Annotated in this window: 21 protein-coding genes; 15 read left to right on the top strand and 6 right to left on the bottom strand. The window is 65.1% G+C overall.

Annotated elements, in window-relative coordinates; translation table 11 throughout:
- Positions 1-96: 96 nt before the first annotated feature.
- Together H9L16_RS01815 and H9L16_RS01810 are read left to right on the top strand one after the other, a co-directional pair.
- The gene (locus H9L16_RS01815; RefSeq protein WP_187552916.1) at positions 97-1,434 is read left to right on the top strand and encodes an NTP/NDP exchange transporter; all 1,338 of its coding nucleotides are present in this window, start codon (positions 97-99) and stop codon (positions 1,432-1,434) included.
- A gap of 12 nt (positions 1,435-1,446) precedes the next feature.
- Positions 1,447-1,794, top strand: a complete 348-nt coding sequence (locus H9L16_RS01810; protein WP_187552915.1) for a DUF1304 domain-containing protein — start codon at positions 1,447-1,449, stop codon at positions 1,792-1,794.
- A 103-nt stretch (positions 1,795-1,897) separates the two neighbouring features.
- Here H9L16_RS01810 and H9L16_RS01805 read toward each other — a convergent pair whose 3' ends face one another.
- Positions 1,898-2,365, bottom strand: coding sequence for a hotdog fold domain-containing protein (locus H9L16_RS01805; protein WP_187552914.1), 468 nt, complete (start codon positions 2,363-2,365; stop codon positions 1,898-1,900).
- Positions 2,362-4,836, bottom strand: a complete 2,475-nt coding sequence (locus H9L16_RS01800) for an acyl-CoA dehydrogenase (RefSeq protein ID WP_187552913.1) — start codon at positions 4,834-4,836, stop codon at positions 2,362-2,364. The genes H9L16_RS01805 and H9L16_RS01800 overlap by 4 nt, the downstream gene beginning before the upstream one ends.
- 171 nt (positions 4,837-5,007) lie before the next feature.
- Between H9L16_RS01800 and H9L16_RS01795 the strand changes: the two genes are divergently transcribed.
- From H9L16_RS01795 to H9L16_RS01760, 8 genes are all read left to right on the top strand, one after another.
- Positions 5,008-5,586 (top strand): TetR/AcrR family transcriptional regulator, encoded by a 579-nt coding sequence (locus H9L16_RS01795; protein ID WP_187552912.1) that lies wholly within the window; start codon positions 5,008-5,010, stop codon positions 5,584-5,586.
- Between the two features lie 82 nt (positions 5,587-5,668).
- The gene (locus H9L16_RS01790) at positions 5,669-7,420 is read left to right on the top strand and encodes a phosphoenolpyruvate carboxykinase (GTP) (protein WP_187552911.1); all 1,752 of its coding nucleotides are present in this window, start codon (positions 5,669-5,671) and stop codon (positions 7,418-7,420) included.
- A 184-nt stretch (positions 7,421-7,604) separates the two neighbouring features.
- A complete protein-coding gene (locus H9L16_RS01785) occupies positions 7,605-10,646 on the top strand; it encodes a TonB-dependent receptor (RefSeq protein ID WP_187552910.1) in 3,042 nt (1,013 codons plus the stop codon).
- 54 nt (positions 10,647-10,700) lie between these two features.
- On the top strand, positions 10,701-12,344 hold the full coding sequence (locus H9L16_RS01780) for a tetratricopeptide repeat-containing sulfotransferase family protein (protein ID WP_187552909.1): 1,644 nt from the start codon (positions 10,701-10,703) through the stop codon (positions 12,342-12,344).
- Positions 12,341-13,930, top strand: coding sequence for a tetratricopeptide repeat-containing sulfotransferase family protein (locus H9L16_RS01775; RefSeq protein ID WP_187552908.1), 1,590 nt, complete (start codon positions 12,341-12,343; stop codon positions 13,928-13,930). The genes H9L16_RS01780 and H9L16_RS01775 overlap by 4 nt, the downstream gene beginning before the upstream one ends.
- A 32-nt stretch (positions 13,931-13,962) precedes the next feature.
- The gene (locus H9L16_RS01770; protein WP_187553999.1) at positions 13,963-14,550 is read left to right on the top strand and encodes an RNA polymerase sigma factor; all 588 of its coding nucleotides are present in this window, start codon (positions 13,963-13,965) and stop codon (positions 14,548-14,550) included.
- Complete coding sequence (locus H9L16_RS01765; protein ID WP_187552907.1) at positions 14,547-15,071, top strand: hypothetical protein; 525 nt, start codon at positions 14,547-14,549, stop codon at positions 15,069-15,071. The genes H9L16_RS01770 and H9L16_RS01765 overlap by 4 nt, the downstream gene beginning before the upstream one ends.
- Positions 15,072-15,081: 10 nt before the next feature.
- Entirely contained in the window at positions 15,082-15,972 is an 891-nt protein-coding gene (locus H9L16_RS01760) for a DUF4097 family beta strand repeat-containing protein (protein WP_187552906.1), read from the top strand.
- Positions 15,973-16,068: 96 nt separating this feature from the next.
- Here H9L16_RS01760 and H9L16_RS01755 read toward each other — a convergent pair whose 3' ends face one another.
- Complete coding sequence (locus H9L16_RS01755) at positions 16,069-16,914, bottom strand: XOO1806 family protein (protein WP_187553998.1); 846 nt, start codon at positions 16,912-16,914, stop codon at positions 16,069-16,071.
- A gap of 159 nt (positions 16,915-17,073) precedes the next feature.
- Positions 17,074-18,003 (bottom strand): Hsp33 family molecular chaperone HslO, encoded by a 930-nt coding sequence (hslO, locus tag H9L16_RS01750; RefSeq protein ID WP_187552905.1) that lies wholly within the window; start codon positions 18,001-18,003, stop codon positions 17,074-17,076.
- 71 nt (positions 18,004-18,074) lie between these two features.
- On the opposite strand from hslO, the gene mtgA reads away from it, so the two are divergent.
- The 3 genes from mtgA to H9L16_RS01735 are packed head-to-tail and all read left to right on the top strand — an operon-like array spanning position 18,075 to position 20,340.
- Positions 18,075-18,878: a monofunctional biosynthetic peptidoglycan transglycosylase gene (gene mtgA / locus H9L16_RS01745; protein WP_425507245.1), complete on the top strand. Its 804-nt coding sequence runs from the start codon at positions 18,075-18,077 to the stop codon at positions 18,876-18,878.
- A 33-nt stretch (positions 18,879-18,911) separates the two neighbouring features.
- The gene (locus H9L16_RS01740) at positions 18,912-19,952 is read left to right on the top strand and encodes a glycosyltransferase family 2 protein (RefSeq protein WP_187552903.1); all 1,041 of its coding nucleotides are present in this window, start codon (positions 18,912-18,914) and stop codon (positions 19,950-19,952) included.
- On the top strand, positions 19,912-20,340 hold the full coding sequence (locus tag H9L16_RS01735; RefSeq protein WP_187552902.1) for a CBS domain-containing protein: 429 nt from the start codon (positions 19,912-19,914) through the stop codon (positions 20,338-20,340). The genes H9L16_RS01740 and H9L16_RS01735 overlap by 41 nt, the downstream gene beginning before the upstream one ends.
- 20 nt (positions 20,341-20,360) lie before the next feature.
- Here H9L16_RS01735 and trhA read toward each other — a convergent pair whose 3' ends face one another.
- Positions 20,361-20,960 (bottom strand): PAQR family membrane homeostasis protein TrhA, encoded by a 600-nt coding sequence (gene trhA, locus H9L16_RS01730; protein WP_425507210.1) that lies wholly within the window; start codon positions 20,958-20,960, stop codon positions 20,361-20,363.
- 152 nt (positions 20,961-21,112) lie between these two features.
- On the opposite strand from trhA, the gene H9L16_RS01725 reads away from it, so the two are divergent.
- Positions 21,113-21,736, top strand: a complete 624-nt coding sequence (locus H9L16_RS01725; RefSeq protein ID WP_187552900.1) for a sulfotransferase family 2 domain-containing protein — start codon at positions 21,113-21,115, stop codon at positions 21,734-21,736.
- A 21-nt stretch (positions 21,737-21,757) separates the two neighbouring features.
- Here H9L16_RS01725 and H9L16_RS01720 read toward each other — a convergent pair whose 3' ends face one another.
- Positions 21,758-23,362, bottom strand: a complete 1,605-nt coding sequence (locus H9L16_RS01720; RefSeq protein WP_187552899.1) for a peptide chain release factor 3 — start codon at positions 23,360-23,362, stop codon at positions 21,758-21,760.
- Positions 23,363-23,387: 25 nt separating this feature from the next.
- Between H9L16_RS01720 and H9L16_RS01715 the strand changes: the two genes are divergently transcribed.
- Complete coding sequence (locus tag H9L16_RS01715; protein ID WP_187552898.1) at positions 23,388-25,874, top strand: serine/threonine-protein kinase; 2,487 nt, start codon at positions 23,388-23,390, stop codon at positions 25,872-25,874.
- Positions 25,875-25,884: the final 10 nt, after the last annotated feature.

Genomic DNA, 25,884 nt, shown 5'->3' with positions numbered 1-25,884 from the left:
ATGCCCCCGGCCTAGAGCAAATGCTCGGCCGATGCGGTGGCGGAGTGGCGCGACTGCGGTTAACGTGGCCCATCGCCGTGGCACGACGGGCCCAGGATGACCGATCCCATTGTCGCCAGCGGACGCATCGACCGGTTTCGCGCCGCGTTCGGAAAATCCCCGCCACTGCTGTGGTCGTTCCTGTATTTCTTCTGCCTGCTGTGCGGCTACTACGTGCTGCGCCCCGTGCGCGAGGCGATGGCCGCCTCCAGCGATATCGAAGTGGTGTTCCCGCCGGCGCTGATCGCGTCCTTCGCCAGTCGTGGCGTGGCCTTGGGCGAGTTCACCCTGCAGTTCATCTTCACCGCGGTGTTCGTGATCATGCTGCTGTTGCAGCCGGTGTACGGCTGGCTGGTCAGTCGCTTCCCGCGGCGCGTGTTCCTGCCGGTGATCTACGGCTTCTTCATCGCCACCCTGCTGCTGTTCTACGCGATGTTCGACAGCGGCATCGCCGGGCGCGGACTGGCGTTCATCCTCTGGATCACGGTGTTCAACCTGTTCGCGGTGGCGGTGTTCTGGAGCTTCATGGCCGATATCTACGACAATGCCGAGGCGCGTGCGTATTACGGCTACATCGGTGCGGCCGGCACCATCGGCGCGTTCCTCGGCCCGGTGCTGACGCGAACCCTGGTCGAACAGGTCGGCATCGCCAACATGATGCTGGTGTCGGCGGCGCTGTTCTCGGTGTGCGTGGTCTGCATCGTTCGCCTGCGACGCCATGCGATGGCGCGCGAGGCGCAACGCGGGCAGACGAGCGGCGAAAAACCGATGGGCGGCGAGGTGCTCGCCGGTCTCAAGCTGGTGTTGAAGGAGCCGCTGTTGCGTTGGCTGGCGGTCATGGTGGTGCTGGGCGTCGGGGTGGGCACGTTGCTCTACAACGAGCAGAACCGGATCGCGCGGACTGCGTTCGCAACCGCGGAGGAGCGTGCCGCGTTTTTCGCCACCCTCGATCTGGCGGTGAACTCGCTGACGCTTGTCCTGCAGTTGCTGGTGACTCGCATGCTGATGTCGCGCTTCGGCATTGCGCCCGCGCTGCTGGTGCCGGGTGCGGCGATCATCCTGGGCTTTTCCATTCTCGCCGCGTCGCCGCTGCCGATGATGGTGGCGATCGTGCAGGTCTTCACCCGCGCCAGCGAGTTCTCCCTGGCCAAGCCCGCGCGCGAAACCATCTACACCCGGGTCGGCCGCGAGTGGCGCTACAAGGCCGGTGCCGCGATCGACACCGTGATCTATCGGGGCGGCGACCTCACCTTCGTCTGGGTGCACAAGTTCCTGTCCGCGTTCGGTTCCCAGGTGGTGTTCGGCGTTGGCCTGCTGATCGCCTGTGGCATGACCATCGGTGCGCTGGGCGTCCTGCGCGAGGCGAAGAAATTGCCGGAAGAACGCGGATCCTGAGGAGGACGGATGATGTCGATGATCGCGCTGGTGCTGATTGGTGTAGTGGGGCTGCTGCACCTGTATTTCCTGGTGCTGGAGATGTTCCTGTGGACCAGGCCGCTTGGCCTGAAGACGTTCCGCAACACGCCGGAAAAAGCCGAAACCACCCGGGTGCTGGCTGCCAACCAGGGCCTGTACAACGGCTTCCTTGCCGCCGGTCTGTTCTATGCGATCGCCACCGGCTCGCGCGAGTTCGCGTTGTTCTTCCTGGCCTGCGTGATCATCGCTGCACTGTACGGCGCTTACAGTGTCAACAAGCGGATCTTCGTCGTGCAGGGGGTGCCGGCATTGGCCGCGCTGGCGGCGGTGCTCTTGTAGTTGCTCGCGCGACGGCGCCTACCGCGGCGTACTCGCTGCGCGGCTCGAAATGCCGCTACGCGAGCACGCCACGGTCTCTCCGTCTATCCAACAACACGGTGGTTCAGCGCATCGCTTTCGGCGAGACCCACATCGCGATGGTCGCCTTGAACACGGCCTCGCCCTGCAGATCCTCGACCAAGACCTCGAACGGGAGTTCATGGCCTTCCGCTGATTCGCGTGGCGGGAACGCCGGCGTCGCGGTTGCGCGCATCGTGCCCACCGCCTTTTTCAGGTAGGCGACGGTCATGCCTTTCGGAATCCAGCGCATCGACGCCGGGATGCTGACATCGCAAGTCAGGCCGCCGACGAACTCGGCGAGGTTGCACAGCGCGATCGCGTGCACCGTGCCGATGTGGTTGGTCACCCGTCGGCGATGCGAGAGCGTGGCGACACCGCGACCCGGTTCCAGCACTTCGATGCGCGGCGCGATGCTGGCGAAGTAGGGCGCCTTCAGGCAAACCAGCTTCGAGAACAGCCAGCGGCCCGCCGGCCATTGGCTGATGCGTTGGTAGGAGGCGAGTACGTTCACGCCGCCGCGCGCGGGGCAATGCGGCCGTGCAGCGATGCATACCCGGCCGAACGCAATTCTTCCGGATCGAAGTCGTCGACCATGATCGCGTCCAGAGTGATCGCGCGCAGTTCTTCCAGCTGCTTGCGCTCGTCCGCGGTGATCCAGCCTTCGCGCACGCCCTCATCGAGTTGCGCATCGAACTCCAGCGCCTCGATGTCGCTGTTCTTCAGCGCCTTGAGGAACTTGCGTTCGACCGGCTCGGCCATCACCACCTTCGGCAGGTAACTGACGATGCGGCCACCGGGGTTGTTCGCGCATGGTGTGGTGAACACGCCTTCGGCCAGGCGCTCGCGGGCATCGCATGGGGTCATCAGCAGGCTCGCGACCTTGTGGCCCAGGCGATCGCTGGGTGCCTGCGCGCGGCGACCCAGCGGGAAGATCACCAGCCACAGCAGCCAGCCGACCGGACGAATCGGGAAGTTGCGCAGCGCGCCCGACAGCGCGGTCTCGATCTTGTTGACCGCATCATGGAAGGCGTAGGCCAGCAACGGCTGGTCGCCGACCGGGTTGCCGGCATCCTGGTGGCGCTTGAGCATCGAGCTGGCGATGTACAGCTGGCTGAGCACGTCGCCCAGGCGGCCGGACAGCGATTCCTTGAACTTCAGCTTGCCGCCGAGCAGCAGCATCGAAGTGTCGGCCATCACCGCCAGCGCGGCGGAATAGCGGTTGAGCTTGCGGAAATAGCGACGGGTGTCGTCGTCGCCCGGCGCGCTGCCGATATTGGTGCCGGTCAGGCCGAACCACCAGCTGCGCACCGCATTGCTGATCGCGAAACCGATGTGGCCGAACAGCGCGGCGTCGAACTGGTCGATGCGTTCCACCGGATCGGCCAACTGCGCCGACTTCATTTCCTTCATCACCCACGGATGGCAGAGGATCGCGCCCTGGCCGAAGATCATCAGGCTGCGGGTCATGATGTTGGCGCCCTCGACCGTGATCGCGATCGGTGCGGCCTGCCAGGAACGCCCGGCGAAATTGCGCGGGCCGAGGATGATGCCCTTGCCGCCGAGGATGTCCATGCAATCCATCGCCGCCTTGCGGCCCATCTCGGTGCAGTGGTACTTGGCGATGGTCGACGGCACCGCCGGATTTTCGCCGCGCGCAACCGCAGCCGCCGTCGCTTCGCTCAGCGCACTGGTCGCATAAGCGTTGCCGGCGATGCGCGCCAGCGCTTCTTCCACGCCTTCGAAGCGACCGATCGACAGGCCGAACTGCTTGCGGATGCGCGCATAACTGCCCACGGTCACCGCGCCCATCTTCGAGCCGCCGCTGGCGGTCGAGGGCAGGGTGATCGAGCGCCCGATCGACAGGCATTCCATCAGCATGCGCCAGCCCTGGCCGGCGTAGTCTTCGCCACCGATCAGCTGCGACAGCGGCACGAACACATCCTTGCCGGTGATCGGGCCATTCTGGAACGGCGAGTTCAGCGGGAAGTGGCGGCGGCCGATCTCCAGACCCTGCGTGTCCGCGGGAACCAATGCCAACGAGATCCCGATGTCGCGCTTGTCGCCGAGCAGCCCGTCCGGGTCGTACATGCGGAAGGCCACGCCGATCAGCGTAGCCACTGGCGCCAACGTGATGTAGCGCTTGTTGAGCGTCAGCTTGATGCCGAGGACGTTGATGCCATTCCACTCGCCCATGCAGACGATGCCATAGTCCGGAATCGAGGTCGCATCGGAGCCGGCGAACGGACCGGTCAGCGCGAAGCACGGCACCTCGCGACCATCGGCCAGGCGCGGCAGGTACTGCTGCTTTTGTTCCTCGGTGCCGTAGTGCATCAGCAGTTCGGCCGGACCCAGCGAGTTCGGCACGCCCACCGTGGAGCTGACCACGCTGCTGATCGATGCCAGCTTCTGGATCACCTTGTGATTCATCAGCGCCGAGAAGCCCAAGCCGCCGTATTCCTTCGGGATGTTCAGGCCGAAGAAGCCATTGCGTTTGATGTAATCCCACAGTTCCGGCGGCAGGTCGGCGCGGACATGGCAGATATCCCAGTCGTCGGTCATCCGGCACAGTTCTTCACACGGACCATCGAGGAAGGCTTGTTCCTCGGCAGTGAGTTGCGGCTTGGGCAAGGTCAGAAGCTGATTCCAGTCCGGCTTGCCGGAGAACAATTGGCCCTCGAAGCCGACCGTGCCGGATTCCAGCGCGGTGCGCTCGGTATCGGACAGCGGTGGCAGCAGCTTGGTGTAGAAGCCCAGCAGCGGCGTGGTGATGAAGGGCTTGCGCAGTTGCGGGATCAGCAGCGGCAGCGCGATCAGCGCAACCAGCACCCCGGCGGTGATGGTCGCCACGTGGTTGGCGCCCAGCAGCCAACAGGCGACCAGCAGGGTGGCAGTCATCGCGGCCCAGACCGCCAGGCGCAGGCGGTGGTAGGCAGCAAATGCGCTGGCGACGAGGAAAGCGAGGAAGGGCAGGGCGATGCTCATGTGGGGCTCCGGGTACCGCAGATGTTCCGGGCGCGGCGGCATTGCATTGCGGATGCGGCCTCGCCTACCATACGGCAAAGTATGGGAATCCCGGCGAGGCTGTCAATCGCGGGATAAGAGCATTTGCTCGACATACTCCCGCATCCGCAAGCGTACGGATAGAATGCCGCGATGACCGAAGCCGCATCACGCAACGGGCGCCTCAGCGCCGATGACTGGGCACGCGAAGCGCTCGACCAGATCGCCGAACAGGGCGTTGCGTCGGTGGCAGTGGAGCCGCTGGCGCGTCGACTCGGCGTGACCAAGGGCAGCTTCTATTGGCACTTCCCGTCGCGCGATGCATTGCTGCAGGCGGCGCTGGAGCGCTGGGAAACCGCCGAGCAGGAAATCGTGTTCGGCTCGGTGGAAAATGTCTCCGATCCGCGCGAGCGGTTGCGCTCGCTGTTCCAACTGGTCGCGCATGAGGTCAAGTCACACATTATCTATAGCGAATTGCTGAAGGCCCTGGACCATCCCACGGTCAGCCCGGTCATCGGGCGGGTCTCCCAGCGACGACTGGACTACCTCACCGCGAGCTTCCGCCAGGCCGGACTGGGCCGCACGGCTGCACAGCATCGCGCGCGCCTGGCCTACGCGGCCTATGTCGGCTTCCTGCAGCTCAGCCTGCAGTTGCAGCAGCCCCGGCTGCACCACGACGAGTTCGAGGCCTACGTCGAACACGTCATGGATACCCTGATCCCGCAAACCTGATTTCCGCGCGTCGCGCGGCAGGACTTCGCCAGCCCGCGATTGCAATCGATTTCACTCTGAACAGTTTCACGAGGAACCATCGATGAGCAGCAGGCTCGATGCATTGAACCAATGGGTGCTGGACGTTGCACGGCTGACCCGGCCCGACGCAATCCACTGGTGCGACGGCAGCGATACCGAGAATGACGCGCTGATCGCGCGGATGCAGGCCGACGGCACTCTCATCAAACTCAACGAACGAACTCATCCGGACAGCTGGCTGCATCGCTCGCATCCGGATGACGTGGCGCGCGTCGAGCACCTGACCTTCGTCTGCACGTCCGAACAGGACGATGCCGGCCCGAACAACCACTGGATGTCGCCGGTCGACGGCCACGCGCAGATGGATGCACTGTTCGACGGCTGCATGGTCGGTCGCACGCTCTACGTGATCCCGTATTGCATGGGGCCGATCGACTCACCGCTGTCGCGTTGTGGCGTGGAGATCACCGACTCGCCGTACGTCGTCGCCAACATGCGGATCATGACCCGCATGGGCGCGGCCGCACTCGCGCGCATCGAGCGCGAAGGCTCGTTCGTCAAAGGTCTGCACTCCACCGGCGAGCTCGACCCGGACCGTCGCTTCATCATGCATTTCCCGGACGAGCTGACCATCAAGTCCTACGGCTCCGGTTACGGCGGGAACGCGTTGCTCGGCAAGAAATGCCATGCGCTGCGCATCGCCTCGCACCAGGCGCGCAAGGAAGGCTGGCTCGCAGAGCACATGCTGATCCTCGGCCTCGAGAATCCGCAGGGCCAGACGCATTACATCGCCGCCGCGTTCCCGAGCGCCTGCGGCAAGACCAACCTGGCGATGCTGATTCCGCCCGAGGGTTATCGCGAAGCCGGCTGGAGGGTGTGGACGATCGGCGACGACATCTGCTGGATGCGTCCGGGCGAAGACGGGCGACTGTATGCGATCAATCCCGAGGCCGGTTTCTTCGGCGTCGCACCGGGGACGTCGGAGAAATCCAACCCGAACGCATTGGCCACCATCCAGCACGACGCCATCTTCACCAATGTCGGCGTCACTGCCGACAACCAGCCTTGGTGGGAAGGCATCGACAACGGCCAGCAACCCGCCACGGACTGGCGCGGCGAACCCTACGATCCAGCGATGCGACCGGCCGCGCATCCGAACGCGCGTTTCACCGTCAGCGCCAAGCAGTGCCCGTCGTATTCGCCGATGGCCGAAGACCCGCAAGGCGTGCCGATCTCGGCGATCGTCTTCGGCGGGCGCCGCGCATCACTGGTGCCGCTGGTGTTCGAGGCGCGCGACTGGACGCATGGCGTGCTGGTCGGGGCATCGATGGGGTCAGAGACCACCGCCGCCGCGGCCGGGCAGGTCGGGGTGATGCGTCGCGACCCGATGGCGATGAAGCCCTTCTGCGGCTACAACTTCGCCGACTACTTCGCCCACTGGCTGTCGTTTGATCGGGATGGCGCGAAGCTGCCGAAGGTCTTCCACGTCAACTGGTTCCGCAAGGGAAGCGACGGCAAGTTCCTCTGGCCCGGCTTCGGCGACAACCTCCGCGTGCTGGAGTGGATTGTCGGGCGGGTCGAGGGAACCGCCGGTGCGGTCGACACGCCGATCGGCCTGCAACCCACTGAAGGCGACATCAACCTGGGTGGGCTGGATCTTGGCGAAGAAGCGCGTTCGTTGCTGTTCGGTTTCGACCGCGCGGGCTGGCAGGCCGAACTCGAGAGCATCGGCAGCTATCTCGAGGATTACGGCCCAAGAATTCCAGTGGCTCTGATGGAGGAGCAGGCACGAATCGCCAAGTCAATCGGCTAGCCAGCGCCTGATGAAAGGTGTCCATTGCAGCGACGCAGCATGCTTTCCGTTGAAACTGAATGGGTGGAAAGCAATATGAATTGCGGATGAGGGGCTTGTTAAGGATTTGTTTGCTGGTCTATAGTCCGTCGGTCAGCCCGCCTCGGGCCAGACGTACATTTGTATTTTTGTCACTTCTGTCCCTATGGGGGTTTACACAATGGCTTCTAATAATTTCGCTACAGGCCTGAAGCGTAGCGCGCTGACCGTTGCGCTCGGTATGTGCTTCGTCGGCGGCGTGCAGGCGCAGTCGAACTCCGCTGGTGCGGTGACTGGTCGTGCCGCGTCGGGCGACACCATCACCATCACCAACCCGGCTACCGGTTTCAGCCGCACCATCACCGTCGATGGCAGCGGTTCTTACCGCTTCTCGGCGTTGCCGACTGGCCAGTACCAGTTGAGCCGCAACGGCGGTGCCACGCGTCCGGTGACCGTCAATGTCGGTAGCGCAGCCAACATCGACTTCGTCAGCTCCGGCGGCGATGCGACCACCCTCGACACCGTGACCGTCGTCGGCTCCGGTGCGATCAATCCGATCGACGTGTCTTCGGTGGAGTCCACCACCATCCTGACCGCCGAGCAGATCGCCAAGATCCCGGTCGCGCGTGATACCACCGCGGTCGCTCTGTTGGCTCCGGGTACCGTGCGCGGCGACGCCGCCTTCGGCAACCTGGCGTCCTTCGGCGGCGCGTCCGTCGCCGAGAATCAGTACTTCTTCAACGGTTTCAACATCACCAACTCGTTCAACAACCTGAACTTCGCTCAGGTGCCGTTCGAGGCGATTGCCGAGCAGCAGACCAAGACCGGCGGCTACGGCGCCGAGTTCGGTCGCTCCACCGGTGGCGTGGTCAACCAGATCTCGCGTCGCGGTACCAATGAGTTCATGGCCGGCGGCAACATCTTCTACACCCCGGGCAGCATGCGTGAAACCTTCCCGAACCAGGTGCTGAACGATGGTACGGTCGTCGCGAACAACTCGAACGACAAGTTCGCCGATGAGTTGACCGCCGCAGTCTGGGCTGGTGGCGCGCTGGTCAAGGATCGCCTGTTTGCCTATGGTTTGGTGCAGTACACCAGGATCGACAACAACCTGGCGCTGCCGGGCACCACGGCCGGCAAGTCGAGTTCCGACATCAATGTGCAGCCGAAGTGGCTGTTGAAGATGGACTGGAACATCAGCGACAACCACATCATCGAATTCACCGGCATCTCCGACAAGCGCGAGATCGAGACCGACTACTTCACCACCACGGTGACCGGCGGTATCCCGAATTCAGGCGTGTATACCGGTACCGAATTCAGCGAGTTCGGCGGCAATACGTACATCGGCAAGTACACCGGCTACCTGAGTGACAACTTCACCCTGTCGGTGCTCGCCGGCACCACCGAGTCCGCGCGCGGCAACTATTCCGTGTCGTCCAGTGGCCTCGTCAATGAATACAACGGCACCGTTGGCGTGCCTGCCGCCGGTTGCCCGGTGATCGTCGATGCGCGTCCGTCGGTTGTGAACAACACCATCGTCGGCCGCTCCGGCTGCTCCATTGCCGACATCCTGGGCCGTCCGGATGCCAAGGACACTCGCGACCAGTTCCGCATCGACGCCGAATGGCAACTGGGCGACCACCTGCTCCGCGCCGGTATTGATATCGACAACTTCGAGTCGGTGGCGGGTGAGTCGTACTCCGGCGGTGCCGTGTGGCGCTACGGTCGCTACGCTGCGACTGGCAACACCAGCGAGAACGAAGTGGTGCGCAAGCGCGTGTTCCAGTCCGGTTCGACCGTGGCCGTCGACCAGACCGCGTACTACATCGAGGACAGCTGGAGTGTCACCGACAACTTCATCGCCTACATGGGTCTGCGCTGGGACAACTTCAAGAACATGAACGGTGAAGGCGAGACCTTCGCCGAGATCAAGAACCAGTTCGCCCCGCGTCTGGGCTTCAGCTGGGACGTGTTCGGTGATTCCACCTTCAAGGTCTACGGCAATGCCGGCCGTTACGCGCTGCCGCTGACCGCCACCGTGGCGGTGCGTGGTGCCTCCAAGTCGCTGTTCAGCGAGCAGTACTACACCTACACCGGCGTGGATCCGGTCACCGGCGCTCCGACCGGCCTGACCCTGATCGACAACCCGGCGAACGGTCGTCCGATTCGTTACCTGAACAACGAGTTCGGCGTCGGCAAGAACCCGGAAACCATCGCCGATGTCGACCTGAAGCCGATGTACCAGGACGAATACATCCTGGGCATGCAGAAGCAGATCACCGACAGCTTCTCGCTGGGCGCGCGCCTGATCCATCGTGACCTCAAGGCCGCGATCGACGACCAGTGCGATTACCGCCCGCTGCTGGCCTGGGCGTTCGCCAATGGCTTCACCGACAACGGCTCGCACGGCTTCCAGGAAGTCGCGGACAAGACCCTGCCGACCGACGTCGCGGTGTACAACCCTGGCTTCGCCTTCTGCCATCTCTACAACCCGGGCGAGGATGCGACCTTCCGGATGGACGTCAACGGCGACGGCGTCTTGGAGACGGTCGAGATCGACGCGGACGTGCTGGGCCCGAAGGCCAAGCGCAAGTACACCGCCTTCGAAGTCTTCTTCGAAAGCAGCTTCGAGCGCGGCTTCCTGCAGGGCTCGTACACCTTCGCCAAGAACATCGGCAACACCGAAGGTGGCGTGAAGTCGGACATTGGCCAGGACGACACCGGCACGACCCAGGACTTCGACTATCCGGAACTGGCGGAAGGCTCGTACGGCTACCTGCCGAACGATCGTCGTCACAGCCTCAAGCTGTTCGGTAGCTACGACCTGACCGACACGGTGTCGATCGGTGGCAACTTCTCGGCGCAGTCCGGTCGTCCGATCAACTGCTTCGGCTACCACCCGATCTCCCCGAACTACGGCAACTCCTACTTCTACTGTGATGGCGAACAGGTGGATCGTGGTACCGCAGGTCGTACGCCGTGGACCCAGAAGCTGGACATGAACGTGTCCTGGCAGCCGGCATTCGCCAGCGACAAGCTCACATTCAAGGTCGACGTGTTCAATGTGTTCAACAGCCGCAAGCCGGTGACCGTGAACGAGTTTGGCGAGGATGCGGGTGGCAATCTGCAGCCGAACGTGTACAAGTCTGTGAATGGTTGGCAGACCCCGCGTGCCGTGCGCTTCATGGTGCAGTACGACTTCTGATCCAGCTGTAACGTTGTAAATGGGACGGCCGCCTTGTGCGGCCGTCCTTTTTTTGTGCGCTCGAGCGATGTCGCGGACAATGCGTATTGGCGATTGGATCGGGAAGATGCCGGCTTGAATGCAGGTGAACTCTGGCGAAGGGCGGAATCGTCGCGTCTTGCGGGCGATTTGGTGGGCGCTCGACGTGAATACTGCGAACTCGTTCGCATCGCATCCATTGCCTGCTATGCGCACCTTCGCCTTGCCGACCTGGATCTGTCGGCCGGAGAACTTCGCGCGTCGAGCGGACATGCATTGCAGGCATACCGTCTGGCGCATGACGAGCCATCCTTGCTCGCGCAGCTGTGCCGGCAGTTGTTCGGGCTTGGGGAGATACAGGCCGCACTTGACGTGGCCAGTCGCCTTGATCGGATCAGCGATTCGGCATTCCCGCTGCTGGCGCAGATCGCGAAATTGCTGTCCGACTCGATGGAACCGGTTGCTGCACTTGCGCTGCTTGCCCATGCCCGCGATGCAGGTCTTCCGCCCTCTGCGGGAGGTCATTATCTGGAAGGGTTGAACAGACTCTACCTGGGCGAACTCGATCGCGCCTTCGATGCCTTGACCGCCAGCGTCGGGCTGGATCCCGCTTTCGCGCCGGCGTACTGGAGCTTGGCCAAGCTGCGGCGGCAGGAGCAGCGTGGCGAGCGCATCGACCGACTGCAATCGCTACTGGAGCGCCATCAGGATTCGCATCCCGATGCTGCCTTGTGGCTCTACAGCCTCTTCCATGAACTCGATGCGGATGATCAGGTCGATCGTGCCTGGCCGATCCTGCAACGGGCGATGCGTGCCCGTGGTCATCAGGTTCCATACGATGAGCCGCGCGAATCGGCGCTGTTGCGAAGACTGACTGGGGATATGCGCAAATGGGCGAGTCATCACGACCTGCAGTCCCACCACGAGGATGATGGCTCACCCATGCCGGTGATGGTGGTGGGCATGCCGCGTACCGGTACCACCATCATCGAGCAATCACTGTGCCGCTCCCGAGACATGCAGGCGGCAGGCGAGTTGCACGACTATGTGCGGCAGATGCGCTGGATTGCCAATCGCCCGGGAGGGCTCGAACCCGACACAGGCTTGATCGATGCGATCCAACCCGGCCACCTGGATGAACTCGGCAGACGATACCGTTCGCACACGGTTTGGCGGGCACAGGGAGCCTCGCGTTATTCCGACAAGTGGCCGGAAAATTACCTGGTGCAGGGGATCGCGTTGGCTTCATTGCCGGGTCTGCGCGTGCTGGCAGTGCGGCGGGATGCCATGGACAGCTGTTGGTCCAACCTCCGCGAGTGGTTCGGTGGCGCTTATCGTTACAGCTACGACGTAAAACACGTCGCTCGCAGGCAGGTCGCCTACAAGCGTCTGCTCGACTCGGCATGCGAAGCTTTCGGCGAGCGCATCGTCGCCGCCGATTACGAGGACTTCGTGCGTTCCCCCGAGGTCGAGACCAATCGGTTGGCGGAGTTGCTTGGATTGCCAACGCGAGAGCAGGCCATGCCTGTAGGCGCAGCCGTCGCAACCGCCAGTGCCGTGCAGGTACGTGAGCGCATCACCGATGGCAACATCGGCACATGGCGGCGCTATGAACGATGGCTCGGTCCGCTGCAAGCCGCGCTCGAAACTGCGCAACGCATCGAGGAAAGCCACGCATGACCCATCTCGACCAGCCCATGCGCGCATTGCTGGCTTACGCAAGGCCGATGGCGGAGCGTCGCGACATGGATGCGATGCGTCGCGTGCTAGCCACGATTCCAGTGGACGGAGAAGCGAAAGCCGCCCGGTTGCTGGAGGTGTCCTATGCGTGTTCGCTGACGGGGGCATATGTGGATGCGCGTACGGCGGCGCTGCTCGCGGCGACCCATGTGCCGCGTTCACCTAAGTTGCTGGGTGAACTTGCCGCGCGGTTGCGTACCTTCAACGAGGCCACCTTGTTGCGGGGCATCGTGGCCGGCGCGGGAGCCGCCCGCAACATGCCGATTCCGCTGTTGCTGACGTTCGCGGCACAGCTCTCCTACCTGAATCAGCAGGAGGAAGCGCTCGGGTTGCTGGATGAAGCGTTGCGCGCGGATCCGACATACCCAACCACGCTCCTGTCACGCGGGCAGTTGTTGACTTATGTGGGCCGTATCGAGGAGGCGAAGGACAGTTTCGAGCGTTGCATAAGGCGTGCGCCGGAGATTGGCCAAGCGCATTGGTTCCTGGCGCATGTGGGTCGGTCGACTGCAGCGGAGAATCATGTGGATCGTCTGCGGAGCTGGATCGCTCGACCACAATTACCTGCAAACGAACGCACCTCATTCGCCTTCGCCCTGCACAAGGAGCTCGATGACCTGGGTGATGCCGATGGTGCGTGGGACGCCTTGCAACAAGCCTGCAGGGCCAAACGTGGCGCCCTGGACTACGCCGCCGCCGACAGCCGCGCTCTGGTCGATGACCTCATCGGTATGCCGGTCGAGAAAGCTGGTGCCAATACACCAAGCAATGGCAAGACGCCTCTTTTCATCGTGGGCATGCATCGTTCCGGCACGACCCTGCTGGAGCAGTTGCTGGACGGAAGTCCGCAGGTACGAGGCGTCGGCGAGTTGTACGACTTCACCAGCGCGATGCGTTACGCCACCGACCATCACTGCAAGGGCGTGATCGACGCCAGCATCGTGCAACGCGCCCCAGGCGTGGATTTCGTCGATGTTGGCAGGCGATACCTGGAGGGCATGGCGTGGCGGCTAGGCGATGAAGCGTTCTTCACCGACAAGTTGCCGTCGAACTTCCTCAACATCGGTTTCATCTGCCGGGCATTGCCAGGAGCCAAGATCCTGCACATGGTGCGCGACCCGGTCGAGACCTGTTTCTCCAACCTGCGCGAACTGTTCTCCGACGCGAATCCGTATTCCTACGAGCAAACCGAATTGGCGGACTATTTCCTGCAGTACCGCCGATTGATGGCGCACTGGCATGCCGCCTGGCCTGATCGGATCCTCGATGTCGATTACGCGGAACTCACCTGCGATCCCGAAGCCGTGATGCGCAGGGTGGCCGCGTTCTGCGGGATCGAGTATGTCGACGCCATGCGCGATCCGCGCAGCAGCACCCGTGCGGTCGCCACCGCCAGCGCGGTACAGGTACGCGACCGGGTGGTACGCCGCGAGGTGCCGAAATGGGTGCCGTATGCGCGCCATCTGCAGCCGCTGATCGCCGCCTTGCGCCAAGGCGGCGTCGAGGTTGCCGAAGCGTCCACTTAAACCCTCGGGCACCCGGAGGCATCACAGTGGATATGCTGATGTCGACCATGCCCATTCCGCAGGACTTGCAGGATCCCGTCCAGGCCGCCGCTGATGAAGATGCCGCGCTGGCGCGGCGTGCGGCAGTGGCCGACGTGCGCGCCTTCGAGCAGTTGTACCGTCGCCACCACCGGCGCATCCATGGGGTGATCGCGCGGCTGGTCGGCCATGCCGGCGAGCGTGCGGATGACCTGACCCAGGAGGCCTTCGTGCGGGCTTGGCAGGCGTTGCCGGCGTTCCGTTTCGAGAGCGCAGTGTCGACCTGGCTGCACCGGCTGGCGGTGAATACCGCGCTGATGGAATTGCGCTCGCGCCGCAGCCGGCCGTGGCCGGAGGACGACGAGGCGTTGGAGTCGGTCGCCACGCCCGACACCGCCGGGCAGGCGATGCTCGGCCGCGACCTGGAACGTGCGGTCGCCACGCTGCCGCCACGTGCGCGTGCGGTGCTGGTCCTGCACGACGTGGAAGGCTGGAAGCACGAGGAAATCGCGACGGAACTCGGCATGGCGGTCGGCAGTTCCAAGGCACAGTTGCATCGCGCGCGCGGCTTGTTGCGCACGCGCATCGGAGTGATGGCATGAGCGAACGAACCCACAACCCCATGCATGACAGTGGCGATGCCGCCCTGCGCTTGGCCCTGCGCGGGCTGCGCCAGGCTCGCGATCCCGGATCCGACCTGTGGCCCGGCATCGAGGCTCGCATCCGTGCGTTGCCGCAAGCGTCCACGCCTCTCGAGCCGCGCAGGCGCTGGCCATGGCCTGTGGCGATCGCGGCCTCCATGCTGCTGTCCGCTGGCCTGGCTTGGCAGATGCGACCGGTCGATGCGCCCGTGGCGTTGCCCGCCGCCGAGACACGCATCGCGACCACGTTGGTGCAGCGCGAAGCGAGCACGCTCACCGTCCAGTATCAGGCGGCCTTGCGTGAGCTGGAATTCCAGCCGGCACCGGCGAACTGGCAACCGGGGTTGGAGGTGCTGGACCGCAGCGCGGCCGAAATCCGCAGCGCCCTGCAACAGAACCCCGATTCGCGCCTGCTGCTGGAGCGGCTGCGCGAGACCTATACCCGCCGGCTCGCCCTGTCGCGCCGCGCGCTCTACGCTTGAGGAGTCGACCATGCGCACCTTGTTGATCCGTTCCACCTTGGCGTTGGCCTGCCTGGCGGCGTTGCCGGCACTGGCCGGCACCCCCATCGACCAGACCCGCCCCCTTGATGCGCGCGGCCGGATCGAAATCGAGAACCTCAAGGGGCGCGTGGAAGTGCGTGCCTGGGATCGGCAGGAAGTGAAGGTGACCGGCACCTTGGGAGACGGCGTCGAGAAATTCTCGATGGACGGCGATCGCCACAACCTGCGCATCGAAGTGAAATATCCCTCGCGCTCCGGCCGGACCGAACCAACGGTGCTGATCGTGCAGGTGCCGATCCTGGCTGAGCTGGAGATCGAAACCGTGTCCGCTGATATCGACGTGCATGGCATCGCATCGCGCGAACTCTCGCTGGAATCGGTGAGCGGCGACATCGCCGCCAACGGTGCGCCGCGCGAGGCGAGCGTCGAATCGGTGAGCGGCGATGTCCGTCTGACCCTCAACAGTCAGGATGTTTCGGTGGATACGGTGAGTGGTGAGCTGGTTCTGCAGGGGCGGCTCAATGGCGAGGTCTCGCTGGAGACGGTATCCGGCAACCTGCGCATGGACAGCGTGGGCGAGCGCCTGCGCAGCCTTTCGGCGGGCAGCGTATCCGGTGACATGGACCTGAAGACCGGATTGGCCGATGGCGGCGAGATCCGCCTGGAAAGCGTCAGTGGCGACTTGTTGCTGCGCCTGCCCCGCGACCTGTCTGCCGAGGTCAGCGGCGAGAGCTTCAGCGGCGACCTGAGCGCACCGGGCGCGAAGATCCAGCGCGAGGAATTCGGGCCGGGATCGAGTTTCCAGACTCGCTACGGTGCCGGCAAGGGCGATGTGCGGATGGAGACGTTTTCCGGCGATGCGACCCTGCGTCTGCAGTAACGCCGGCCTCGGCACAAATGCGAAGGCCGCATCCTGCGATGCGGCCTTTCGTTTTCGAGCGGTTTGTTCGCCGGACGGCACCAGCGAGGCGTTGGCTCAGAGGTCCTGCTGGTAACGCACGTAGGGCACGGTGCCCTCGTCATCCTTCTGGCCGTTCACCGAGAACGGATTCTTGCCGCGGGTGACCACGTTATCGGCGCCCACGCTGAGTTGGCCGCTCCACGGCGTGCGCCAGGTCAGGCCCAAGCCCAGGCCCTTCCAGACGTTGCTCTCGCCGGGTACGTTGACCACCCGACCGACCACGTTGGCACCGAAGGAACCAAACCCACCGCCGATGCTGAGGCTGCGGGTGTTCCACTGATCTGCCAGCTGCGGCACGTCGGAAGCCGGCACCAGGCGCGCGCGAGCGACGGTGCCGCCAACGCTGACGAAGCCTTCGCGGCTGATCGCCTTTTCGGCGAACAGCGAGATATCGTTCTGCTCGTAGCGTGCGCCACCGGACTGGTTCGGTGCCAGCCAGATCGGCAATGTATCGCGGCCGTTGCCGACCGACACGCCGACCTTGTTGCCGTTGCGGCTCAGGCTTGCACTGGTGACGGCGTGGCGGCTGCCGGTGCCCGGCTTGTCGCCTTCCGAACCGAGCACGCCCAGCACGCAATTACTCGCGAGCTGCCCCATCGTCGAGGACAGGCCGGTCTGGCTGTCGCAGAGCAGGGCGAGCGAGCTTCCGGTTTGCAAACCGTAGGTCGCTTCCAGCGTGGTGCTACCAAAGCGCCAGCGGGCACCTGCACCGGCCCCGGTGGTGGCGGGCTCGAGCAGCAGGACGGCTTCCAGCTTGCGGCTGTCCTTGTTGAAGACTGGCAGCGACACCCGCGCTTCATCGCGTTTGACTGCCTTCGATTGCGCCTGCGCGACGCCGCTGGCACAGGCCAGGGCGAGCAGGGCAGCAGCGATTGACGTCGGGCGCATACGCATGGTGTGTGATGGACAGGCCGTGGCCGGCGAAGTTCCCCTCCCAAGGACGATCGATCCTAGCGGATTTATGATTCTTTAACAATGCCCATGCAGGTCGCGACCTGCCGCGACCTGCCTTGCCGCAGACTACTGAATCCCGGGTGCGGTGGGGAGTTCGGCGGCGGCATCGCGGAACAGAATGCCAACCGCGTCAACATCGAACCGGTATTCTTGGCCACAGAACTCGCAATGGATCGAGGCCTCGCCGTGCCCGGCCTCGACCGCGGCCCGCGCTTCCGGCTCGCCCAGCGAGACCAGCATGGCCTCGACCCGTTCGCGCGAGCACGAGCAGGCGAAGCGCAGGGGCTTCTCGCCCAGCAGCTGCGGTGCTTCCTCATGGAACAGGCGGTGCACGACATCGGCCGGGGCGAGGGCGAGCAGTTCGTCGCTGCCGAGGGTATCGAACAGCGCGCCGATCCGTTGGAACCCGTCGTCATCGCCTTCGTCGCCGGGGAGCTTCTGCAGCATCAGCCCCGCGGCGCGTTGGCCGTCGCAGGCCAGCAACAGCCGCGTGGGCAACTGTTCGGATTGGCGGAAATAGCCCTCGAAGGCTTCGTCGAGGCGGCCGGCGTCCAGTGCGACCAGGCCCTGATAGCGCATCGGCTCGCGGTTGCCGAGGGCCGGGTTCTCGATGGTGATCGCCAGCACGGCATCATCGCCGAGTGCGCGGAGGTCCCGCGATGGCGGTTCGGCGCGGCCTTCGGCCACGGCTTCCGATACCCGCACGATCCCGCGCAGGGTGCCAGCGGCGGTGCATTCGGCGAACAGGGTGCGGATCGCGCCATCGGCACGCAATTGCACCGACAGGCGCCCATCGACCTTGGCGTGGCCGGTGAACAGGGCGGCAGCGGCCGCAGCTTCGCCGAGCAGTTCGGTGGCTGCGGGCGGATAGTCGGCGCGACCCAGCATCGCGGTCCAGGTGTCGTCCAGGTGCACGACCACGCCGCGTACCCCGGCATCGGGGAGGAGGAAGCGGAGCTGGAGATCCTGCGATGGCGTGTCGGGCGTCTGGGTCATGTCGGTATCGTGTGGCCACGGCCTGCGGATAATGCGCGGGCGACGGGGCATTCAAGGGGCGGTCGATGGAAATGGGGGCGCGCGGCTGGATCGCAAGGTGGTTGCGAATGGAGGCTGATGCCGGCGCTTTGCCGCGCCGTCGCCGTTGGCGAGGCTGGTGGTGGAAGCTGCCGCTGTGTTTCGTTGCTTTCAGCGTGTTGCAGGTGCTTGTGCTGCGCTTCGTCGATCCGCCGTTTTCGGCGTTCATGGTCGCGCGCCAACTGGATGCGCTGGTGGCGGGCGACACCGACTTCCGCATCGCCCAGGACTGGCGCGATTTCGGGCGGATATCGCCGAATTTGCCGCTGGCGCTGGTGGCATCGGAGGACCAGAACTTCGCCAACCACCACGGCGTCGACTTCGCCGCGATCGAGAGAGCGCAGGCGCATAACGAAAAGATGGTCGAGCGCGCGGAAAAGCGCGGCAAGCCGGTGCGGCGCCTGCGCGGGGCCAGCACGATCAGCCAGCAGACCGCGAAGAACCTGTTCCTGTGGCAGGGCAGCGGCCCGACCCGCTGGCTGCGCAAGGGCCTGGAGGTCTGGTACACCGCGCTGATCGAGCTGCTGTGGCCGAAGACGCGGATCCTGGAGGTCTACGCGAACATCGCCGAGTTCGGCGATGGCGTGTATGGCGGGCAGGCGGCGGCACGCAGCTTCTTCCGCAAGGATGCATCGAAGCTGTCGGCAGCCGAGGCCGCGCGGCTTGCGGCGGTGTTACCCAGCCCGAAGCGCTACAGCGCGACCCGCCCCGGTCCGTACGTGCAGCGGCGGACGCGTGCGATCGAGCGGCAGATGCGCGCGATCGGCGGCCCGGCCTACCTGCGTACGCTGGACTGAGCGCCGGCAGCGGCGCTGGCATACCATCGACCCATGCATCGCATCGCGCCCGACGACCGCTGCCTGACCATCGTGATCGCCGCCTTCAATGAGGCAGAGGCGTTGCCAGCGCTGCAGCCGCGCATCGCCAAGGCACTTTCGCTGGCCGAGGCCGAAGGGCTGGAAGCGCGGGTGCTGTATGTCGATGACGGCAGCCGCGACGCCACGTGGGACATCCTGCGTGGCTTCGCTGCCAACGACCCGCGGGTGGCGTTGCTGCGGTTGTCGCGCAATTTCGGCAAGGAAGCCGCGTTGACCGCGGGCCTGGACCGGGTCGAGCGCGGCGCGGCGTTTATCCTCGATGCCGACGGTCAGGATCCCCCCGAGCTGTTGCCGCAGTTCGTGGAGAAGTGGCGCGAAGGCTTCGACGATGTGCATGGCACCCGCGTCGAGCGCGAAGGCGAGGGCTGGCTGAAGCGCGCCACTGCGCACGGCTTCTATCGCCTGATCGGGTCTCTCTCGAAGACGCCGGTGCCGCGCGACACCGGCGATTTCCGCCTGCTCTCGCCGCGTGCATTGGCGGCGTTGCGCCAGTTGCGCGAGCGCCATCGCTTCATGAAGGGGTTGTTCGGCTGGGTCGGCTTCAACCAGGTGGCGATCCCGTATCAGCGCGAGGCGCGCGTCGCCGGGCGCAGCAAGTTCAATTTCTGGGCGCTGTGGAATTTCGCGCTGGAAGGCATCACCAGTTTCAGCACCGCACCGCTGCGGATGGCCACCTACATCGGCATCGCCACCGCGCTGGTCGCGTTCGGCTACGGCAGCTGGATCATCCTGAAAGCGCTGCTGTGGGGCGACCCGGTGGCGGGCTGGCCCACCATGATGTCGGTGATCCTGTTCCTGGGCGGCGTGCAACTGGTCGCGCTCGGACTCATCGGCGAATACCTTGGACGGCTCTACGAGGAATCCAAGCAGCGGCCGCTGTATTTCGTCGACAGCTGGCGGCCGGCGAGCGGAGTATCCTCGGGACAGGTTCCCGATTCGACAGGAGCGAGCGATGCGCACGGTACGGCAGTTGCTGGAATCGAAGTCGGTTGAAATCCACGCGGTTCCGCCGGATGCACCGGTGATCGAAGCGATCCGGTTGATGGCGGAACACCACGTCGGTGCCCTGCTGGTGATGGAGGGAACGCGGCTGGCCGGCATCCTCTCGGAGCGCGATTACGCGCGAAAGGTGGTGTTGCAGGGGCGCTCGTCGAAGGACACGCCGGTACGCGACATCATGACCGCGAAGGTCATCACGGTGGGGCCGAGTGATACCGCCGAACACTGCATGCAGGTGGTGACCGACCACCGGATCCGCCACCTGCCGGTAGTCGATGGCGATGCCGTGCTCGGCGTGGTGTCGATCGGCGACCTGGTGCGTGCGGTGATCGAGGAACAGCGTCTGGAGCTCGACCACCTGCAGCGTTACATCGCCTCCTAAGCAATCGAAACGCGAAAGATTCAGCGGCTGGGCACGACCTGTGCCAGCACCGCGATGTAGTGGCTGATGCTGCCGCCCAGCACGAACAGATGCCAGATCGCGTGCGAGTAGCGGATCGATTCGCGGTGGTAGAACCAGGTGCCCAGCGTGTAGGACAGGCCGCCGGTCAGCAGCCAACCGAGCGTCCACGCGTCGAGTGCGGCCAGCATCGGCTTCGCCGCAATCACGATCATCCAGCCCATCGCGATGTAGATCAGGGTGGACAGGCGCTTGAAGCGGCCGGTGTAAAAAAGTTTGAAGATCACCCCGGCGAGCGCCAGCGTCCAGATCGCGCCGAACAGCCACCAGCCCACCGTGCCACGCAGGCCGATCAGGGTGAACGGAGTGTAGGTGCCGGCAATCAGAATGTAGATGGCACAGTGATCGAAGACCTTCAGTCGGCCCTTGGCGACGGGGTGATGGATCGAGTGATACAGGGTCGATGCCACGTACAGCAGCACCAGCGCGATCCCGAACACGATCGCCGCACCCAGTTGCCAGCCATTGCCGTGCAGGGCCGCCAGGGTGATGAGCACCGCACCACCGGCCAGCGCGGCGGTCGCGCCAAGACCATGGGTCAATGCGCTCGCCAGTTCTTCACGGGCGTGGCCTTCGCGGGGGCGGGGGTTTCGATCGTTGGGGGCATGCGGGCAGCTTCGGTGGCGGGGGTGGAGCAAATGCTCGGTGGTGGCTGGCGGGCTAACATGGCGACCTGCAGCCTGCATCAGCCCGCATGATCATCTCGCACCAGCATCGCTTCATATTCGCCGCGGTTCCGAAAACCGGTACGCATTCGGTGCGGCAGGCCCTGCGCGAGCACATGAGCCAGGACGACATCGAGCAAGTCGGCCTGTTCGTCAACAAGCGCTTCCCGTTCGAGGAACTCGCCGCGATTCGGCATGGCCACCTGTCCCTTCAGCAAGTGCGTCCGTTTCTGGGCGAGGACGCGTTCGATGGGTATTTCAAGTTCGCATTCGTGCGCAATCCGTTCGATCGCTTCGTCTCGTACTGCGCGTTCATGAGCCGAGACAGCGGTCACTTCGCCAGCAACCCGCAGGCAGTCATGCGCTATTTCCTGTTCGATGCGCCACCTGAGCATCACATCCTGTTCCAGCCGCAGAGCAGCCTGCTGGCTGACGACGAAGGCCGGCTGCTCACCGACATGGTTGGCCGGGTCGAGACGATGCAGGCCTCCTACGAGGCGATCTGCGCGCGCATCGGCATCCCATCACGCGCGCTGGATCAGGTCAACGGCAGCCCGCGAGGGGATTACCGCGGCTATTACACGGACGAATTGAAGCATGCAGTGGCGACGCGCTACCGCAGCGACATCGAGCTGTTCCGCTATGAATTCTGAGTGAGCGGCACGAGCTTCCGATCAACCCAGCGCCACCGCCTGCGCATGCTCGCGGGTGGCCAGGAACTCCACCGACGGGGCGCGTTCCTGCGCCAGTTGCAGGTTGACCCGGGTGGGGGCCAAGTAGACCAGGTGGCCGGCGGCGTCGAGCGCCAGGTTCATCGCGTTCTTCTCGCGGAACTCTTCCAGCTTCCTGGCGTCGTTGCACTTGATCCAGCGCGCGGTGGTGACTGCGACCTGCTCGAATGACGCCTCCACGCCGTACTCGTCCTTCAGGCGATACGCGACCACTTCGAACTGCAGAACGCCGACCGCGCCCAGGATCAGGTCGTTGCTCATCAGCGGGCGGAAGAACTGGGTCGCGCCTTCTTCGGACAACTGCGCCAGACCTTTCTGCAACTGCTTGAGCTTGAGCGGATCGCGCAGTCGCGCGCGGCGGAACAATTCCGGGGCGAAGTTGGGGATGCCGGTGAAGGCGATCTTCTCGCCCTCGGTGAAGGTGTCGCCGATCGAGATCGTGCCGTGGTTGTGGATGCCGATCACGTCGCCGGGAAACGCCGATTCGGCGATTTCGCGGTCGCTGGCCATGAAGGTCAGCGCGTTCGCGAGTTTCACTTCCTTGCCGGTGCGCGGGTGATACGCCTTCATCCCCGCCTCGAACTTGCCCGAGCAGACGCGCATGAACGCCACGCGGTCGCGGTGCATCGGATCCATGTTGGCCTGGATCTTGAACACGAAGCCGGTGAGCTTGTCTTCCTCCGCCTCGACCTCGCGCGTGGTGGTCGCGCGTGCGCGCGGCGAGGGTGCGTGTTCGACGAAGAAGTCGAGCAGCGGCTGCACGCCGAAGTTGTTGACGCCGGAGCCGAAGAATACCGGCGACTGCCGGCCGGCCAGATAGGCCTCGCGGTCGAACGGGTGGCTCGCGCCCTGCACCAGTTCCAGTTGGTCGCGCAGTTCGGCGAGCATGTCCGCGCCGATGCGTGCCTCCACGCCGGGTGCGTCGAGCGACGGGAAGATCGTCGAATCCTGGCGGGTGAAGTTGCGGCCAGGTTCGTACAGGTGCACTTCGCCGCTGACGAGGTGGACCACGCCCTTCAGCCGCTGGCCCATGCCGATCGGCCAGGTCACCGGTGCGCACTGGATGCCGAGTACCGATTCGATCTCGTCGAGCAGGTCGATCGGATCCTTGCCCTCGCGGTCCAGCTTGTTGACGAAGGTCATGATCGGCGTGTCGCGCAGGCGGCACACCTCCATCAGCTTGATCGTGCGTTCCTCGACGCCCTTGGCGACGTCGATCACCATCAGCGCGCTGTCGACCGCGGTGAGCACGCGATAGGTGTCCTCGCCGAAGTCGGCGTGGCCCGGCGTGTCCAGCAGGTTGACGATGCGACCCTCGTAGGGGAACTGCATCACCGACGACGTGACCGAGATCCCGCGCTCCTTTTCCAGCGCCATCCAGTCGGACGTCGCGTGGCGCGCGGCCTTGCGGCCCTTGACTGAGCCGGCCATCTGGATCGCGCCGCCGAACAGCAGCAGTTTCTCGGTCAGCGTGGTCTTGCCGGCGTCGGGATGGGAAATGATGGCGAAGGTGCGACGGCGCGCAGCTTCTGAAGCGACTTCTGACATTGCGGAATTATACGGGTGGGGCAGCATGATCGCAGCCAACGCAATCCGTCAGGGACATCGCGCCATCATGGAAGACGACGCCACCCACGCACTCGACGAACAGGCGCAGGCCGATGCGAGCCTGCCGGATGCGATCGGTCCCTATCGCGTCCTCGGATTGCTGGGCGAGGGCGGCATGGGCCGGGTCTACCTGGCCCGCGAATCGCATCCTCCGCGCGATGTTGCGCTGAAGGTCGTGCGCGGCCTGTCCGGCGGCGCGCTGGAGCGCTTCCGCCGCGAAGTCTCCATCCTCGGCCAACTGGAACATCCCGGCATCGTCCGCCTGTACGCGGCCGGCGAGGACGTGATCGGCGGCCTGCCGTCGCCTTGGTTCGCGCTTGAAGTCGTGCGCGGGCCGGACCTGCGCGGCTACCTGGAGCGCGAAAAGCCCGACCTCCGCGCACGCGTCGGCCTGCTGGTGAAGCTGGCGCAGGCGGTGCACTTCGCCCACCAGCGCGGCATCGTCCATCGCGACCTCAAGCCGTCCAACGTGCTGGTGGACGAGCACGGGCAACCGAAGATCCTCGACTTCGGCATCGCCCGCATGCTCGGCGAGATCGGCGGCGACATGACCCAGGTCGGCCAGGTGATGGGCACCCTGCCGTACATGAGCCCCGAGCAACTCGAGGGCAACGCCCGTGGCGCCGATGCGCGCAGCGATGTCTATGCCCTGGGCGCGATGGGCTACGAGTTGCTGTCCGGCCGTCTTCCGCATCCGCGACTGTCGTCGTCGAGCCTGTTCGAGGCGCTCGACATCGTCAGGCGCGAGGAGCCTGAACCCCTCGAACGCCTGAATCACGCTGCCCGGGGCGACCTGAGCCTGGTGGTGATGAAGGCGCTGGCCTCGGAACCCGCGCGTCGCTATGCCACCGCCGAAGACTTCGCCGAGGACCTGGAGGCGGTTCTGGACTCGCGCCCGGTGAGTGCGCGCGCGCCGACCCGGGCCTACCGCGCCGCCCGCTTCGTGCGCAGGCATCGCGCATTGAGCATCGCCTCGGCGATCGTGTTCGCATCGCTGCTCGCGGCGACCATCGTCAGCACGCTGGCGGCGCAACGGGCACGCGCCGCGTTGGCGGAGGCGCAATCGCGGGCGAATGAGCTGGCCGCGGTCAACGCATTCGTGGAGACCATGCTGACCGAAGCCGATCCCGAGTCCGGTGGCTCGGCCGACATGCCGATGCGCGAAGTCCTGGAGCGTGCGGAGCAGACCCTGCGGGAGAACAGCGGATCGCCACGCACCGAGGGCCAGGTCGCCCTGCTGCTGGCACGCAGCTGGAGTGGATTGGGCGAGAGCGCCAAGGCGCGTGGGCTGCTGGACCGCGCGCAGGACTGGCTCGATGCGGGATTCGGTGCCGATAGCGAGGAGGCGATGCGGGCGCGATATACCCGCATCGAGGATGCCGCACGCGCCAGCGAACCCGAGGCGGTGCTGGCGCAGGCGCAGGCACTGCAACAGCGGCTTGCGCAGATCCCGGCCGACTGGGCGAAGGCGTTGGCGTTCGAGTCGCGCATCCTGCAGGCGCAGGCGCTGGAGGAGTCCGGCGACGTCGAGGCCGCGATCAAGCTGGATCGTGAATTGCTGGCGGATCCGTCGCTGGCGGGATTGCCGAATGCGGCGGAAACCACCGACAGCCTGCGCCACAACCTGGCATACGCACTCAACAACTCGGGCGATTTCGAGGAGTCCGAGCGCCTCCTGCGGGAGACCCTGGCATCGGAGTCGAAGCGCGTTGGCGCGGATCATCCGCAGACCCTCTACACCAAGAAGGCGTTGGGCCAGTCGCTGCATCGGCAAGGCCGGCTGGACGACGCCGTGCAGCTGTATGCCGAGGTCTACGAGAAACGACGCAAGCGCTATGGCGATGCGCATCCACTGACACTGGGGTCCGGCGGCCAGCTTGCCGCCGCGTACAACACCCTGGGGCGCGCGGCGGAAGCCGAGCCCCTGCTGCGTCGCTCGCTGGAGGCGCACGAGGCGCGAGGCCAGGGCGATGCGCTCGAGGCAGTCGTCGACCGGGTGATGCTGGCGACCACGCTGGAGAAACTCGGCCGCTACGACGACGCGATCGCGATGGCCGATCGCGCGATCGCCAGCGAGGACGGCAAGCCCAGCCGCGATACCGTGGCGGCGCGCAATGCGAAGGCGACGGCATTGTTCCGCGCGGGGCGCGTGGCGGACGCCAAGCGCAGCTGGGACCAGGCGTTGGCGTTGGCACCAACCGCGATGGGCGTCGATCATCCCAATTACGCCGCGATCGTGGCGAGTTCGGCGAATGCGGACCTCGCGCTCGGCGATGCACCGGGCGCGCGGCGGAAACTGGAACAGGCGCTTGCCGCGCTGAAGGGAAAGCAGGGGCCGAAGCACCCCCGCACCCGCGATGCAGCGGCCTTGCTGGCCAAGACCTACGACACGCTGGGCATGCGCGACCAGGCCGCCGAGTTGCGCAAGGAATTCCCGCCCGAGGCGAAGTAGGCCTGGCCCG

The organism is Thermomonas carbonis, from assembly GCF_014396975.1.
GTDB lineage: Bacteria > Pseudomonadota > Gammaproteobacteria > Xanthomonadales > Xanthomonadaceae > Thermomonas > Thermomonas carbonis.
This window is presented reverse-complemented; position numbering and strand designations above follow the sequence as displayed.